This is a genomic window from Halomonas sp. H10-59, assembly GCF_040070555.1.
GTDB classification, from domain to species: domain Bacteria; phylum Pseudomonadota; class Gammaproteobacteria; order Pseudomonadales; family Halomonadaceae; genus Halomonas; species Halomonas litopenaei.
This window is the reverse complement of sequence record NZ_CP098828.1, coordinates 2,628,559-2,643,496: the sequence shown is the minus strand read 5'-3', so window position 1 is coordinate 2,643,496 and position 14,938 is coordinate 2,628,559. Positions and strand designations below refer to the sequence as shown.

At 63.0% G+C, this 14,938-nt stretch carries 17 protein-coding genes and 3 tRNA genes; 16 read left to right on the top strand and 4 right to left on the bottom strand.

Annotated features, from left to right (window positions below; translation table 11 throughout):
* Positions 1-44 precede the first annotated feature (44 nt).
* The 3 genes from NFG57_RS11575 to NFG57_RS11565 all read left to right on the top strand — a co-directional run bounded on the left by NFG57_RS11575 (position 45) and on the right by NFG57_RS11565 (position 360).
* Positions 45-121, top strand: a tRNA-Val gene (locus tag NFG57_RS11575).
* A gap of 24 nt (positions 122-145) precedes the next feature.
* Positions 146-222, top strand: a tRNA-Val gene (locus NFG57_RS11570).
* Between the two features lie 61 nt (positions 223-283).
* A tRNA-Val gene (locus NFG57_RS11565) sits at positions 284-360 on the top strand.
* A gap of 179 nt (positions 361-539) precedes the next feature.
* Here the strand turns inward: NFG57_RS11565 and NFG57_RS11560 are convergent.
* From NFG57_RS11560 to NFG57_RS11545, 4 genes are all read right to left on the bottom strand, one after another.
* Positions 540-1,004 (bottom strand): GAF domain-containing protein, encoded by a 465-nt coding sequence (locus NFG57_RS11560; RefSeq protein ID WP_045992475.1) that lies wholly within the window; start codon positions 1,002-1,004, stop codon positions 540-542.
* 79 nt (positions 1,005-1,083) lie between these two features.
* Positions 1,084-1,878, bottom strand: coding sequence for a MetQ/NlpA family ABC transporter substrate-binding protein (locus NFG57_RS11555; protein ID WP_045992474.1), 795 nt, complete (start codon positions 1,876-1,878; stop codon positions 1,084-1,086).
* A 104-nt stretch (positions 1,879-1,982) separates the two neighbouring features.
* On the bottom strand, positions 1,983-2,636 hold the full coding sequence (locus NFG57_RS11550) for a methionine ABC transporter permease (protein WP_045992473.1): 654 nt from the start codon (positions 2,634-2,636) through the stop codon (positions 1,983-1,985).
* Complete coding sequence (locus tag NFG57_RS11545; RefSeq protein WP_045992472.1) at positions 2,617-3,660, bottom strand: methionine ABC transporter ATP-binding protein; 1,044 nt, start codon at positions 3,658-3,660, stop codon at positions 2,617-2,619. The genes NFG57_RS11550 and NFG57_RS11545 overlap by 20 nt, the downstream gene beginning before the upstream one ends.
* A 414-nt stretch (positions 3,661-4,074) precedes the next feature.
* Here NFG57_RS11545 and NFG57_RS11540 point away from each other — a divergent pair, with 414 nt between their 5' ends.
* The 13 genes from NFG57_RS11540 to NFG57_RS11480 all read left to right on the top strand — a co-directional run bounded on the left by NFG57_RS11540 (position 4,075) and on the right by NFG57_RS11480 (position 14,893).
* Positions 4,075-4,695 carry a riboflavin synthase subunit alpha gene (locus tag NFG57_RS11540; protein WP_124804860.1) on the top strand — a complete coding sequence of 207 codons (621 nt, stop codon included), beginning with the start codon at positions 4,075-4,077 and terminating at the stop codon, positions 4,693-4,695.
* Positions 4,696-4,849: 154 nt separating this feature from the next.
* Positions 4,850-5,407, top strand: a complete 558-nt coding sequence (locus NFG57_RS11535) for a cytochrome P460 family protein (protein ID WP_231498667.1) — start codon at positions 4,850-4,852, stop codon at positions 5,405-5,407.
* Between the two features lie 318 nt (positions 5,408-5,725).
* Positions 5,726-7,057: an NCS2 family permease gene (locus tag NFG57_RS11530; RefSeq protein WP_045992468.1), complete on the top strand. Its 1,332-nt coding sequence runs from the start codon at positions 5,726-5,728 to the stop codon at positions 7,055-7,057.
* A gap of 133 nt (positions 7,058-7,190) precedes the next feature.
* Positions 7,191-7,736: an adenine phosphoribosyltransferase gene (locus NFG57_RS11525; RefSeq protein WP_108133097.1), complete on the top strand. Its 546-nt coding sequence runs from the start codon at positions 7,191-7,193 to the stop codon at positions 7,734-7,736.
* Between the two features lie 3 nt (positions 7,737-7,739).
* A complete protein-coding gene (gpt, locus tag NFG57_RS11520) occupies positions 7,740-8,216 on the top strand; it encodes a xanthine phosphoribosyltransferase (protein ID WP_045994212.1) in 477 nt (158 codons plus the stop codon).
* Between the two features lie 5 nt (positions 8,217-8,221).
* Positions 8,222-8,905, top strand: a complete 684-nt coding sequence (ung, locus tag NFG57_RS11515; protein WP_045994218.1) for a uracil-DNA glycosylase — start codon at positions 8,222-8,224, stop codon at positions 8,903-8,905.
* A 160-nt stretch (positions 8,906-9,065) separates the two neighbouring features.
* Positions 9,066-9,695 (top strand): uracil phosphoribosyltransferase, encoded by a 630-nt coding sequence (upp, locus tag NFG57_RS11510; RefSeq protein WP_045994211.1) that lies wholly within the window; start codon positions 9,066-9,068, stop codon positions 9,693-9,695.
* Between the two features lie 224 nt (positions 9,696-9,919).
* Positions 9,920-10,270, top strand: coding sequence for a hypothetical protein (locus tag NFG57_RS11505; protein ID WP_108133098.1), 351 nt, complete (start codon positions 9,920-9,922; stop codon positions 10,268-10,270).
* A 309-nt stretch (positions 10,271-10,579) separates the two neighbouring features.
* Positions 10,580-11,734 carry an ABC transporter ATP-binding protein gene (locus NFG57_RS11500; protein WP_348814363.1) on the top strand — a complete coding sequence of 385 codons (1,155 nt, stop codon included), beginning with the start codon at positions 10,580-10,582 and terminating at the stop codon, positions 11,732-11,734.
* Position 11,735: 1 nt separating this feature from the next.
* Entirely contained in the window at positions 11,736-12,839 is a 1,104-nt protein-coding gene (locus tag NFG57_RS11495) for an ABC transporter ATP-binding protein (protein ID WP_348814362.1), read from the top strand.
* Complete coding sequence (locus tag NFG57_RS11490) at positions 12,836-13,723, top strand: sugar ABC transporter permease (protein ID WP_045994208.1); 888 nt, start codon at positions 12,836-12,838, stop codon at positions 13,721-13,723. Before NFG57_RS11495 ends, NFG57_RS11490 begins: the two co-directional genes overlap by 4 nt.
* Entirely contained in the window at positions 13,716-14,609 is an 894-nt protein-coding gene (locus NFG57_RS11485) for a carbohydrate ABC transporter permease (RefSeq protein WP_045994207.1), read from the top strand. The genes NFG57_RS11490 and NFG57_RS11485 overlap by 8 nt, the downstream gene beginning before the upstream one ends.
* Positions 14,610-14,620: 11 nt before the next feature.
* Entirely contained in the window at positions 14,621-14,893 is a 273-nt protein-coding gene (locus NFG57_RS11480; protein ID WP_108133102.1) for a DUF2160 domain-containing protein, read from the top strand.
* Positions 14,894-14,938: the final 45 nt, after the last annotated feature.

The window sequence follows — 14,938 nt, the reverse complement described above, 5'->3', positions numbered from 1 at the left end:
TGTCAGCAGCGAGGGTGGTGACTCCCTCGTTTCGGCAGCCGTGTAGGACCATAGCTCAGTTGGTTAGAGCGCCACGTTGACATCGTGGAGGTCGGCGGTTCAAATCCGCCTGGTCCTACCAGCTAGATCGCACATCGAGTGATGCAGGACCATAGCTCAGTTGGTTAGAGCGCCACGTTGACATCGTGGAGGTCGGCGGTTCAAATCCGCCTGGTCCTACCAGCACTACCTCGCAGTGCCATTGCAAGGCGTATTGCGACGTGCCATCTCGCTTTCCTGCTTCAGGACCATAGCTCAGTTGGTTAGAGCGCCACGTTGACATCGTGGAGGTCGGCGGTTCAAATCCGCCTGGTCCTACCAGATTACAGACAAAAGCCCCGCGGCCTCGCCTCGGGGCTTTTGTCGTTTCTAGGGTCGTCGCCGTCGCCGGTGTTTGGCAACTGCTGCCATCGCCTGATCAACGCAGTGGCCAAACCGCGGGTGGGCATTGAAGTGAGTGCGCCGCCTCTGGGGCGGCGCGATTCATCCGTTCGGACGGTTCAGGCGTCGCCGAGCCCGCTCAAGCGGCGGAAGGTGGCCACCAGGCGCTCGATGCCGGCCTGGTCGTCTTCGCTGAAGCGCCCCTGGTCGGGGCTGTCCAGGTCGAGCACGCCCCATAGTTCACCGTCCTTGTCGAGCACCGGCACCACCAGCTCGGAGCGCGAGGCGCTGTCGCAGGCGATATGGTCCGCGACCGCGTGGACGTCGTCGACGCGTTGGGTCTGGCGGCTGCGGGCGGCGGCGCCACAGACACCCTTGTCGAAGGGGATCGGATGGCAGGCTGGCTTGCCCTGAAAGGGGCCCAGGGACAGCATGCGCGGCTGGCGCTGCAGATAGAAGCCGACCCAGTTGAGGCGCGGGACTTCCTGCATGATGAAGGCCGAGGTCTGGGCGGCGTTGGTCAGCCAGTCGCCGGAGTCGAGCAGGGCGGTGAGCTGGCGGTCGAGAAGATCGTAGGAAGACATGTCGAGTGTGGCAGAGTCCGCGGGTGAAAACGGCGAGGCCGGCCCTGGGGCCGGCCTCGAGAGGGAGCGCGCGTCAGGCTTACTTCCAGCCAGGAACGGCGGCGCCCTTGAACAGCTCTTCTGCCTTGGCGGCGACTTCGTCGCTCTGGTAGGCGTCGACCAGTTGCTGGATCTCCTCGCGATCCTCGTCGCCACCGCGCACGGCGATGATGTTGACGTAGGGCGACTCGGGGCCTTCCTTGACCAGGGCGTCGTCCAGGGTCAGGCCGGCCGGCTGGGCGAAGGTATTGTTGATGAAGGCCATATCCACGTCGGGCAATACGCGCGGCAGCTGGGCCGCCTCGATCTCGCGGAAGTCGAAGTCGTGGGGGTTTTCCACGATATTCAGCGGCGTGGCTTCCAGGTTTTCGGGGTCGTCCAGAGTGATCAGGCCCTCGTTGTGGAGCAGGATCAGTGAGCGGCCTTCGTTGGACGGGTCGTTGGGCAGCGCGATGGTGGCGCCCTCGGGCAGGTCCTCGATGCTCTCGTACTTCTCGGAGTAGGCGCCGATCGGGTAGACGAAGGTGCGCCCGGCGATGGCGAAGTCGTAGCCGCGGTCGTTGACCATGGCGTTCATGTAGGGCTCGTGCTGGTAGGCGTTGGCGTCGAGGCTGCCGTCGGCCAGGGCGGCGTTGGGCGTCACGTAGTCGGTGAACTCGATGATCTCGATTTCCAGACCATAGCGCTCCTCGGCCAGATCGGCGGCGACCTGCATGACGTCGGTCTCGGGGCCGGCGACGGTGCCCACCTTCAGGCTGTGCTCATCGGCGTTGGCCTGGCTGATCGCCAGTGACAGGGTGGAAAGCGCCAGGGCGCCCAGCAGTGTCTTGCGCATCTTCAGTGTCTCCCGAAACGGTGTGTGACGTGTGTGGCGATGTTAATGGAATAACACGTCTTTCGCTAATGCAATTTGGTTATTAAGGTCATGCAGGGTGCATGTCACTTGTGGTCACTCTTGCGCACCAGATAGTCGCCCAGGCTCTGGAAGGCTTGAACCATGACCACCAGGATGGCAACGGTGATCAGCATGATGGTCGGATTGAAGCGGTTGTAACCGTAGCGAATGCCCAGGTCGCCAAGACCACCTCCGCCCACGGCGCCGGCCATGGCCGAGTAGCTGACCAGGGTCACCGCGGTGACGGTCAGGGCGGTGAAGATGCCCCCGCGGGCCTCCGGCAGCAGTACCTTGGTGATGATCTGCCAAGGGGTGGCACCCATGGACTGGGCGGCTTCCACCAGCCCGGGAGAAATCTCGTTCAGTGCGCCCTCGACCAGGCGTGCGATAAACGGAATCGCGGCGATGGTCAGCGGCACGGCGGCAGCGTTGGTGCCGATGGACGACCCCACCAGCATGCGCGTGAACGGAATGATCGCCACCATCAGGATGATGAAGGGGATCGAGCGGCCGATGTTGGTGATGATGCCGAGGACCGACTGCAACACCGGCTGGGCCAGGATCTGGCCCGGGCGAGTGACATAAAGAAGCACGCCCAGAGGGATGCCGACCAGGGCCGCGATCACACCGGACACCGCCACCATATAGAGAGTGTCGAGGGTGGCTTCGAGGATGAGGTTAAACATCGCGCTGGACATGGCCAAGCACCTCCACTGTCAGGTCGTGAGATTGCAGGTAGGCGAGGGCGCGCCGGGTGTCCTCGGCGTCCCCCATCAGTTCGGCGATCATCAGGCCCAGGGTTCGCTCCTGGATGGACTCGACCTTGGCCTGCAGAATGCTGACGTCCACGCCGCACTCCCGCGCCAGCCGCGAGATCAGGGGAGTGGACACGGCGTCGCCGGAAAACGCCAGGCGTACCACCGGATGCGAATTCGGCCCGGGTGTCTGCTCGAGGCGGTCGATCAGCTCCCTGGGCGGTTCGAGTTCGAGGAATTCGTTGAGGAAGTCGCGGCCGAGCTGAGTGCGCGGGGCGGTGAAGAAGTCACCGACATCGGCTTCCTCGACCAGCCTGCCACCGGAGATCAGGCTGACGCGATGGCAGATCGACTTGACCACCTCCATCTCGTGGGTGATCAGCAGAATGGTCAACCCGAGCTTCTGGTTGATGTCCTTGAGCAGTTCGAGGATCGAGGCGGTGGTGTGGGGGTCCAGCGCCGAGGTGGCCTCGTCGCACAGCAGTACCTGAGGACGGCTGGCCAGGGCGCGGGCGATGGCCACGCGCTGCTTCTGACCGCCCGACAGCTGTGCCGGATACTGCTGGGCCTTGTCGGCCAGGCCGACCAGCTCCAGCAGAGGCGTGACGCGCTTGGTGATCTCGTCGCGCTTGACGCCCATCAGTTCCAGCGGCAGGGCGACGTTGGCGAATACCGTGCGCGAGGTCAGCAGGTTGAAGTGCTGGAAGATCATGCCGATACGGTGGCGCGCCTGATTGAGGGCGGGGCCGGAGAGGCTGGTCAACGTCTGGCCATCCACCTCCACGGTGCCGGAGGTAGGCCGCTCGAGCAGGTTGACGCAGCGAATCAGCGTCGACTTGCCGGCGCCGGACAGGCCGATGACGCCGTGAATCTGCCCCTGGGGTACGTGCAGGTCGACGTCGGCTAGCGCCTTGACGGCGCGTGAGCCGGCACCAAAGGTCTTGGAAAGGTTGGTCAGTCGTATCATCTCAGCTACCGGGTGGGCACCGAGGGACCTGGGCGGGCAAGAGAACGGCAATGGGCAGGCAAAAAAAAGGCCACCCTGACGGGTGGCCATCAACGCTGGACACACCCTTTTAGCTGCACTTCATGCACCGACGCCTTGTGAGCGTCGCGGCACGGGCGCCCGCAATCCGGGTACAAATCGGCGCCTAAAAATGTAGCGGGCAAGGATAGGGCGAGCGAAGGACCCTGTCAATCGTTTACGCATAGCCGCTGGCAAGGTCTTTCGGGGTAGGCGCCACGTCGTAGTGGATCCGCCCGCCGGACGCCGTGACTGGCGATAGGTTTTCTGAACAACAGCGCAAGCGTGGACCTTTGGAGGCGCGGCTTCTAGACTGGGCCGGTTCGGGGAAGGCCCCGTGATGGCAAGGAGACAAAGATGTTCACCGGTATCGTTCAGGGCACCGCCGAGGTGGTCGAGATCAAGGAAGCGGAGGCCTTTCGCAGCCATCTGGTGCGGTTGCCGCGTCACCTGTGTGAAGGCTTGGAGCTGGGCGCATCGGTGGCCCACAACGGGGTCTGTCTGACCGTCACCGATATCGATGGGGATCTGGTCAGCTTCGACCTGATGCGCGAAACCCTGCGGGTCACCAATCTCGGCGGTCTGAGCGTCGGTGATCGCGTCAACGTCGAGCGGGCGGCGCGCTTCGGTGACGAGATCGGCGGGCACGCCATGTCCGGTCACGTCATGGGGCAGGCGGAGCTGGTGGAGCTCGACGAGGCACCCAACAACCGTCGCCTGTGGTTCCTGTTGCCGCAAGGGCTCGAGCGCTTTGTCTTTGCCAAGGGCTACATCGGCGTGGACGGCATCAGCCTGACCATTGGTGAGTTGCGCAACGATACCCGGGGGCCGGCCTTTTGCGTCGACCTGATCCCCGAAACGCTGGCCCGTACCACACTGGCCGACCGTCGCCCGGGAGACAGGGTCAATCTCGAGATCGATCCCCAGACCCAGGCCATCGTCGAGACGGTAGAGCGGGTCATGGCGGCCAGGGGCTGAGCGTCGACAAGTACCTTTGCAGCCAAGTGCTGTAGCTTTGTGCCGCAGCGCCCGGACGGGCGTCGGCGGTGGTCTCCCTCGCTTGAGAAGCTGCTAACTTAACCGGATGTAACATTCCTTTAAGTGCACCGACCGTGATCAGCGAGGGACTACCATGAAAATGACAGCCAAGGCATTGGCGACAGGCGTGTGCGCCGCAGCGGCGTTGGGAATTGCCACGGCTGCCGTGGCCCAGGATCTGTCTCCCTGGGTGGACAGCGAGGGCACCATCTCCTTGCCGGACAACTTCCGCACCGAGATGGCGCATCTGGGCTCCTGGTTCGTGCCCGAAGGGGACGCCAGTGGCTTCCATAACGTCTATACCGAGCCCGAGAGCGTCGCGTCCTTCCGCGAGAACGGGGTCTTCCCCGACGGCGCCGTGCTGGTCAAGGAGTTGCGGGCACACAGCACCGGCGACTACACCACCGGCGCCGGGGTGAGCTACGAGAACGAGACCATCAAGCAGTGGTTCGTGATGGTCAAGGACTCCACCGACCGCTTTGCCGACAGCAATGGCAGTTGGGGCGATGGCTGGGGTTGGGCGCTGTTCAAGACCGATGATCCTTCCACCAACGTTTCAGCCGACTACAAGGCCGACTGTCTTGGCTGTCATGTCCCGGCCCAGGACAAGGACTGGATCTATACCGAAGCCTATCCGATTCTGGTAGAGTAGCGCGCCTTCGAGAGTCGCCGACATCGGGCGCGGTACGGCGGACTCGCCGTACCGCGCCCGATGTGCGTTTGGCCCCGGCCGATCGTCGAGGGCTGGGATGCCGCTTTATGGGGCGGGCAGCCTTGCTTGACGTGGTGGCGCTGGAGGTCGCGCGGACGACCCTGCGTGCTCCCTGTGCGTTGGCCAGGTTGTGCAGGATCGTCGTGATTCCCTGGACGGCCTGCTATATGGTGTCACTAGTCGCAGGGTGGCAGGGCGCGTTCGGCGAACTCTCGTCCTGGACACTCCCCTATTGACTCCACGTGCAGGACCCAGCGCATGTCCAACCAGCAGCCTGAACCGAGCTCCGGCAAGAGCCCGCTCGATCGCTTCTTCAAGCTCAGTGAGCACCGCACCACCGTCAAGACGGAGGTGATCGCCGGGATCACCACCTTCCTGACCATGGCGTACATCATCTTTGTCAACCCGAGCATCCTGTCCGAGGCGGGCATGGACTACGGGGCGGTCTTCGTGGCGACCTGTGTCGCCGCCGCGGTGGGCTGTCTGGTAATGGGGCTGTGGGCCAACTATCCCATCGCTCTGGCGCCAGGCATGGGTCTGAACGCCTTCTTTACCTACGGTGTGGTGCTGGGCATGGGCTACACCTGGGAGGCAGCGCTGGGAGCGGTCTTCCTGTCCGGTGTTACCTTCTTTCTGCTCAGCATCTTTCGCATCCGCGAGTGGATCATCAACTCGATTCCGATCACCTTGAGACTCGGCATCGCGGCGGGTATCGGTCTGTTTCTGGCCATGGTGGCGATGAAGAATGCCGGCATCATCGTCGACAACCCGGCCACCCTGGTGTCGGTGGGCGATCTGTCCGAGCCGGCCCCGCTGTACGCCCTGGCCGGGTTCTTCGTGATTACCGCGCTGGCCCATCTGCGCGTCACCGGGGCGGTGATGATTGGCATTCTGGGGGTGACCCTGGTGGCCATGCTGCTGGGCCACAATGAATTCAGCGGTGTGGTGTCGATGCCGCCGTCGATCGCGCCGACCTTGATGTCCATGGACCTGGCCGGTGCCTTCGATGTGGCCATGATCAGCGTGGTCTTTGCCTTCCTGTTCGTCGATCTGTTCGACACCTCCGGTACCCTGGTGGGCGTTGCCCATCGCGGTGGCCTGCTCGACAAGGACGGCAAGCTGCCGCGCCTGGGCCGTGCGTTGATGGCGGACTCCACCGCCTCCATGGCCGGTGCTGCCCTCGGCACCTCGACCACCACCAGCTATGTGGAAAGCACCGCCGGCATCGCCGCCGGTGGGCGTACCGGTCTGACCGCCGTGGTGGTCGCGGTACTGTTTCTGGCCAGCCTTTTCTTCGCTCCGCTGGCGGGCTCCATTCCGGCCTATGCCACCGCGGGGGCGCTCCTGTACGTGGCGTCGCTGATGGCGGGAAGCCTTGCCCATGCCGACTGGGACGACGCCACCGAGGCGGCGCCGGTATTGATCGCCGCCCTGGCCATGCCGCTGACCTTCTCCATCGCCGAAGGTATCGCCTTCGGCTTCGTCAGCTACGTGGCGATCAAGGCCCTGTCCGGTCGCTTCAAGGACCTGAACGCCGCCGTGGTGATCCTCGGTGTGCTGTTCGCGATCAAGATGATCTACCTCGATTGAGCCCATCGGGCTGACCGGGGCTGGCTGGCCAGGACCGGCTGAGCCGGCAGGTTGGCCAGCCCCGCCGTGCGGCGCCGAGACAAGGCGCCGCATGTGTCATGCATTCTTCTTTCGACCCCTAGCGAGAACCGCCATGAGTATCTACGGCGACTACATCAAGTCCGTCATTCGCACCGTTCCCGACTGGCCCCAGCCGGGTGTCAACTTTCGTGACATCACCCCGCTGCTGCAGAACAGTGCGGCCTTTCGCAAGCTGATCGACAGCTTCGTGCACCGCTATCAGGAGATGGATCTGGACGCCATCGCCGCCATCGACGCCCGCGGTTTCATCGTCGGCGCGCCGGTGGCCTACGAGCTGGGCTGCAGTTTTGTGCCGGTACGCAAGAAGGGCAAACTGCCGTTCAAGACCATCAGTCAGACCTACACCCTGGAATACGGCCAGGCCGAGGTAGAGCTGCACTCCGATGCCTTCCGTGATGGCGACCGTATCCTGGTGGTGGACGACCTGATTGCCACCGGTGGCACCATGCTGGCCGCGGCCGAACTGATCAGCCGCAGCGGGGGACATGTGGTGGAGACGTCTGCCATCGTCGATCTGCCGGATCTTGGCGGCTCCCAGAGAATCCGTGACGCTGGCCACAGCGTGTTCGCCGTGTGTTCCTTCACCGAGGACGAGTGACCCATGAGCAGTCAACGCTACCATCGCCATTTCGTGGTGTCCTGGGACCAGCTTCATCGCGACGTGCGCGAGCTGTGTCATCGCCTGATCGAGCGCGATACCAAGGGCATCATTGCGATCACCCGGGGCGGGCTGATTCCCGCCGCGCTGATCGCTCGGGAGCTCAATGTTCGCCTGATCGACACCGTCTGCATCAAGAGCTACGACCATATGGAGCAGGACAGCCTCGAGGTGCTCAAGGGCGTGGATCACGACGGCGAAGGATGGCTGCTGGTCGATGATCTGGTGGACACCGGCAAGACCGCGCGCAAGGTGCGCGAGATGCTGCCCAAGGCGCACTTTGTGACCATCTACGCCAAGCCCGAGGGTCGTCCGCTGGTGGATCAGTACCTCACCGAGGTCGCCCAGGACTGCTGGATCCAGTTCCCCTGGGACATGGGCGTGGCCTACGTCGAGCCCCTGGCGGACCAGCGGCGGTGAGCGACATGGTTCAGGTATTGCCCGACAGCTGGGAGCGCTGGCTCGGAGCTGAGTTCCAGGCGCCCTACATGCAGCAGCTCAAGGCGTTTCTGGCGGCAGAGAAGGCCGCCAGGAAGACCATCTATCCGCACTCGTCGGACTGGTTTCGGGCCTTCGAGCTGACGCCGCTGGACGAGGTACGAGTGGTGATCCTGGGGCAAGATCCCTACCACGGTCCTGGCCAGGCTCATGGGTTGTGCTTTTCGGTGCGCGAGGGCATCAAGCCGCCGCCGTCACTGGTCAATATCTACAAGGAGCTGGCCCAGGACCTGGGGGTGACGCCGGTCAACCACGGCCACCTCGAGGCCTGGGCGCGCCAGGGGGTGTTGCTGCTCAACACCTCCTTGACGGTGGAGGAGGGCAACGCCGGCTCCCACCGGGGCAAGGGATGGGAGACCTTCACCGACCGCGCCATCGAGACCGTCAACGCCGAGGCGCCGCCCTGTGTCTTTCTGCTGTGGGGCAGCCACGCCCGCCAGAAGAAGGCGCTGGTGGATCAGGAGCGTCATCTGGTGCTGGAGTCGCCGCACCCGTCGCCGTTGTCGGCCCACCGCGGCTTTTTCGGCAATCATCATTTCTCTCGGGCCAATGCCTTTCTCGCCGAGCACGGGCGGTCCCCGGTAGATTGGCAGCTCCCGCCGACTCCCTGAACGTGTTGGGCGGACGGCGTGGTCGTCCGCCGGCTTTCGGTGCACGCAGCGGGTTAACCTGACGCGGCGTTGCAGGTAGAATGGCGCGCAATTTGTCGCCCGCGTCCATGCGACGAAGGTCGTCCAAGCACCACCTCCCGTTATCAAAGAGGACTCGCCAATGAGCGTCCATGCCATCGATCACCCCCTGGTCCAGCACAAACTCGGTCTGATGCGTGAAGCCGGCATCAGCACCAAGAGCTTCCGTGAACTGGCCGGCGAGGTGGCAAAACTGCTCACCTACGAGGCGACCCAGGACCTGGAGTTGCAGGACTATGACATCGATGGCTGGAGTGGCGAGACCATCACCGTCAAGCAGCTCAAGGGCAAGAAGGTCACCATCGTACCGATCCTGCGAGCGGGACTTGGCATGCTGGAAGGTGTCACCGACCTGATTCCCAGTGCACGGGTCAGCGTGGTCGGTCTCTACCGCGATGAAGAGACCCTCGAGCCAGTGCCCTATTTCTCCAAGTTCGCCAACGACCTGGACGAGCGCATGGCGGTGGTCATCGATCCGATGCTGGCCACCGGAGGTTCCATGGTGGCCACCCTGGACATGCTGCGCGACCGTGGCTGCCAGTTGATGCGAGTGATCGTGCTGGTGGCGGCGCCCGAAGGCATCCGCCGCGTTCAGGAAGCCTACCCGGATATCGAGATCTACACCGCCTCGGTGGACGAGCGCCTCGACGAAAACGGTTATATCGTGCCGGGACTGGGCGACGCCGGGGACAAGATCTTCGGTACCCGCTAAGCACGCGATATCCCGCCAATGCCACGGCCAGACTATCCTGCGGTGGCATTTTACCCAGTGGTTTCATGCCTATGATCGAAAGCAGACATTTCAGGTGAAATGTCTGCTTTGCTGTGTCCGCAAGTCAGTTGGGCGGGAACGCAGTAAAGCCATTGTCCGTCTGGACAGACGCCGCGCTCTCGTTGTGGCTGTCGGTGGTTGATTCAAGAATCAAGGAGGCATGGATGAAGTTGTTGCGTGTGGCAGCTAGTGCTGCAGTAATTCTGAGTCTGGCGGCAAGCGTTCAAGCTGGGGTGATACGCCCCGACTGCGATGCTGAAAAGGTCGCCAAGAATGCGGCACTCGAGGCCACGGTGGGGGTGTCTGGTCGTTGCACCGCAGATCGCGCCGTGGAAAACGCCAAGGACAACGTCAATGATCGTGTCGATGACGCCCGGGACGGGGTCGCGGATCACGTCGACGATGCTCGGGGTGGGGTTTCCGATCGGGTGGATACTGCACACGACAGCGTCGAGCGAGCGGGCGGAAAGGTCGATGATGCGCTGGATAAGCCAGTGCGTACGCTGTTGAACTGACGTCAGCGGGTTCTCCCGCCTCCGTCGTGCGCCCAATGTTCCTTTGCGAACATTGGGCGCTTTTTTTTTCTGGAAACAACATCTTCACCAATGTTCAGCTACCAGAGAGGTGGCTTTTCGCATTAGACAAAAGTTGGTGGCGGTGGAAAAGAAAAGCAAAAACAAGAGGATGAGACATAAAAAGGGCGTCTCCTGGCGCGTGGTGGGGCCTTTCGTTTAAAAACATCACGGGCGAGTAGAGATTCTCTACTACCGTACAGATGACGCCCCTCGGAGACGAGGGGAACCTCTGCGCGAAAGAGTACGCCCATGTCCCTGATCCTCGACGGCGTCACCCGCAAGGTGGCGAGCGAGACCCACATCGATGACGTCAGCCTGACCCTGGAGCCGGGTTCCTTCAATGTCCTGCTGGGCCGTACCCTGGCCGGCAAGACCAGCCTGATGCGCCTGATGGCCGGGCTGGACCAGCCGACCCGCGGGCGCATCCTGATGCAGGGTGAAGACGTGACCGGCAAGGGGGTTCGCCAACGCAACGTGGCGATGGTCTACCAGCAGTTCATCAACTACCCCCACCAGAGTGTCTTCGACAATATTGCCTCTCCGCTGAAGCTGGCCCGTGTCGCCAAGAGCGAGATCCAGCGGCGTGTCCACGAGATCGCTGAGCTGCTGCACATCGAAGGCCTGCTCGACCGCCAGCCGCTGGAGCTGTCCGGTGGCCAGCAGCAGCGCACCGCCATGGCACGGGCGCTGGTCAAGGACGCGGACCTGGTGCTGTTCGATGAGCCTCTGGTCAACCTCGACTACAAGCTGCGCGAGGAGTTTCGCGAGGAGTTGAGTGCCTTGTTCGCCCGGCGTGACTGCATCGCGGTCTACGCCACCACCGAACCGGCGGAAGCGCTGGCGCTGGGTGGCAATACGGCAATTCTGCACGAGGGGCGCCTGGTTCAGCATGGCCCGACCGCTACGGTGTTCCGCCAGCCGGCCTCCCTGACCGCGGCGGAGATGTTCTCCGAACCCCCCATCAATGTGCTGGAAGGGCGTATCCGCGACGGTGAGGTGAGCTTTGACGACGAGGTGCACTTCCCGCTCGATGAAGCTCTGGCGGCGCTTGACGAGGGCAGCTACCGCTTCGGTGTGCGGCCGGCTCATCTGGCCATGCAGCCCCGGGCGGACGATGACCTGGCGCTTGACGTCAAGGTCGAGCTGGCCGAGATCAGTGGTTCCGAGACCTTCCTGCACGTGGGCAACGAGAGGATGTCCCTGGTGGCGCATCTTCCCGGTGTTCACAGCTTGCGTGTGGATGAGCCGATCACACTCTATGTACCGGTGCATCGCCTGTTCGTGTTCGACATGGATGGCAAGACCCTGCACGTGCCGCCGGAAGCCGGTGACGGAGGGGTGCGTCCACCGCTTCCGTCTTCACGGCAGGCACCGCCGGCGTCGGCGTCAGGGGAGGAGCGCTAGCATGGCCGAGATTCGCCTTTCACAGTTGGCGCACAGCTATTCGGCGTCGCCTTCGAAGCGCAGCGACTACGCCATCGAACAGATGGATCACGTGTGGGAGCAGGGTGGTGCCTATGCCCTGCTGGGGCCATCCGGCTGCGGCAAGTCGACCCTGCTCAATATCATCTCCGGGCTGCTGGTGCCTTCCCAGGGCGAGGTGCGCTTCGATGGGGTCATGGTCAACGAGCTGCCGCCTGAAGAGCGCAACATCGCCCAGGTGTTTCAGTTCCCGGTGGTCTACGACACCATGACGGTCTACGACAACCTGGCCTTCCCGCTGCGCAACGTGAAGACCCCGGAGGAGCGGGTTCGCGAGAGGGTCGAGGAGGTCGCGGACATCCTCGACCTGACCGACCGCCTGGCCAGCAAGGCGCGCAACCTCAGCGCCGACGAGAAACAGAAGGTGTCCATGGGGCGTGGCCTGGTCCGTGATGATGTGGCGGCCATCCTGTTCGACGAGCCACTGACGGTGATCGACCCGCAGCTCAAGTGGAAGCTGCGGCGCAAGCTGAAGGAGATCCATCAGCGCTTCGCCATCACCATGATCTACGTGACCCACGATCAACTCGAAGCCTCGACCTTTGCCGACAAGATTGCGGTGATGTACGACGGTCGAATCGTCCAGTTCGGTACCCCTCGCGAGCTGTTCGAGAGCCCCGCTCACACCTTCGTCGGCTACTTCATCGGTAGTCCCGGCATGAACTTCTTCACGCCATGCATCGATGGCGACAACATCCTGATCGACGGCCAGCGCCTCGAGCTGTCCGCCGAGATGCGACGGTCGCTGCTTGATGCTCGTGAACGCAGCGACAACCTCAAGCTGGGCATTCGTCCGGAATTCATCGAGCTTGCCGAGGACGGCACGAGCGGCACCCTCAGCGCCGTGGTGGACCACTGCCAGGATCTCGGGACCTACTCGATCTTGACGCTGGCGCTAGACCAGGCGCGCTTCAAGGTGCGCGTGGAGGAGGGCGGGCTCGCGCTTTCCGGGCGCGTGTCGGTGCGCTTCCCTGAAAGATGGCTGACTTTGTACGTAGATGAATCCCGTATAGAGGTGGCGTCATGAACAAGGTCCCCAATAATCGCGCCTGGTGGCTGGTGCTGCCGATGCTGGCGCTGGTCGCCTTCTCGGCCATCGTGCCGTTGATGACGGTGGTCAACTACTCGGTGCAGGACGTCTTCGACGCCAATACCCGGTTCTTCACCGGCACCGAATGGTTCGTCAAGATGCTCAACGATCCGGCGCTGCAGGCGGCGCTGGCCCGGCAGTTTGCGTTTTCGCTGACCATTCTGGCGATTCAGGTGCCGCTGGGGGTGGGGATCGCGCTGTTGATGCCCAAGCGTGGGTGGCGGGCGTCGCTGGTGTTGATCCTGGTGACCTTGCCCTTGCTGATCCCGTGGAACGTGGTGGGCAGCATCTGGCAGATCTTCACCCGTGGCGACATCGGTCTGATGGGCTGGAGCCTGCGCCAGATCGGCTATCCCTACAACATCACCTCGAGTCCGCTGGACGCCTGGGTGACCATCGTGCTGATGGATGTCTGGCACTGGACCTCGCTGATCGCACTGCTCTGCTACAGCGGTCTGCAGGCGATTCCCGAGGCCTACTATCAGGCGGCGCGCATCGATCGCGCTTCACGCTGGGCGGTGTTTCGCTATATCCAGCTACCCAAGCTCACCAACGTACTGGTGATCGGGGTACTGCTGCGTTTCATGCATTCCTTCATGATCTACGCCGAACCCTTCGTGTTGACCGGCGGCGGGCCGGGAAGCGCGACCACCTTCCTCAGTCAATCGCTGGCGATCATGGCCACCGCCCAGTTCGATGTAGGGCCTTCGGCGGCCTTTTCGCTGATCTACTTCCTGATCATCCTGCTGGTCTGCTGGGTGTTCTATACCGCCATCATGAATCTGCAGAAGGACCGTCAGGGAGGGGCTCGCCATGACTGATGCCACGCCATCCAGTCCCGACCAGGTGCGAAAGCGCGCGGAGAAGGAGGCGGCTCGCCGCCGTCGGCAGGGCCGTTCGACAGGGCGACGCTTTCGCCGTGGCTTCTTGATGCTGGCCTACATCGTGTTTGTACTGCTGCCGATCTACTGGCTGGTCAACATGTCGCTGCAGACCAATAGCGAGATCCTCGGCGAGCTGACCCTGTGGCCGCAATCGCTGACCTTGGCCAACTACGCCAAGATATTCACCGACCCGAGCTGGTACATGGGTTACGTCAACTCGATCACCTATGTGTTGATGAACATGGCGATCAGCATGAGCGTGGCGCTGCCGGCGGCCTATGCCTTCAGTCGCTACCGTTTCATCGGTGACAAGCACCTGTTCTTCTGGCTGTTGACCAACATGATGGCGCCACCGGCGGTGTTCCTGCTGCCGTACTTTCAGCTCTACTACACGGTGGGCCTGTTCGATACCCACATCGCCGTGGCGCTGGCCCACTGTCTGTTCAATATTCCGTTGGCGGTTTGGATCCTCGAAGGCTTCATGTCCAGCGTGCCCAAGGAGATCGACGAGACCGCCTTTATTGATGGTTACAGCTTCCCGCGCTTCTTCGTCCAGGTGTTCATTCCGATGATTCGCTCCGGCATCGGCGTGACGCTGTTCTTCCTGTTCATGTTCTCCTGGGTCGAGCTGTTGCTGGCGCGCACTCTGACCTCCACCGAGGCCCAGCCCATCGCCTCGGTGATGACGCGAACCTCGACCGCCTCGGGCATCGACTGGGGCACCCTGGCGGCGGCCGGGGTACTGACCATCGTGCCCGGCATCGTGGTGGTGTTCTTCGTGCGCCATCATATCGCCAAGGGCTTTGCCCTGGGCCGGACCTGAGGAGCACCGACATGGACTGGATGGTATGGACCCTGCCCACGGCGATCTTCTTTGGTGTCATTGCGCTGTTGCTGGTGGTCATGACGACCTGGGAGCTGGTATCGCCGACGCGGGAACGGCGCGGTTTTCTGCCGATCAGCACCACCCGGGGGGACCGTTTCTTCATCGGCATGCTGTCGGCGGCCTACATCCATCTGGCGGTCGTGGGCTTCACCAGCCTGAGTCTGTGGCTGGCGCTGGGCGTATCGGTGGTGTGGATGCTGGTCCTGCTGCGATGGGGCTAGCGGGGGCCAGGCTCCCTTCGACGACAACGATCGACCTGACGGTCG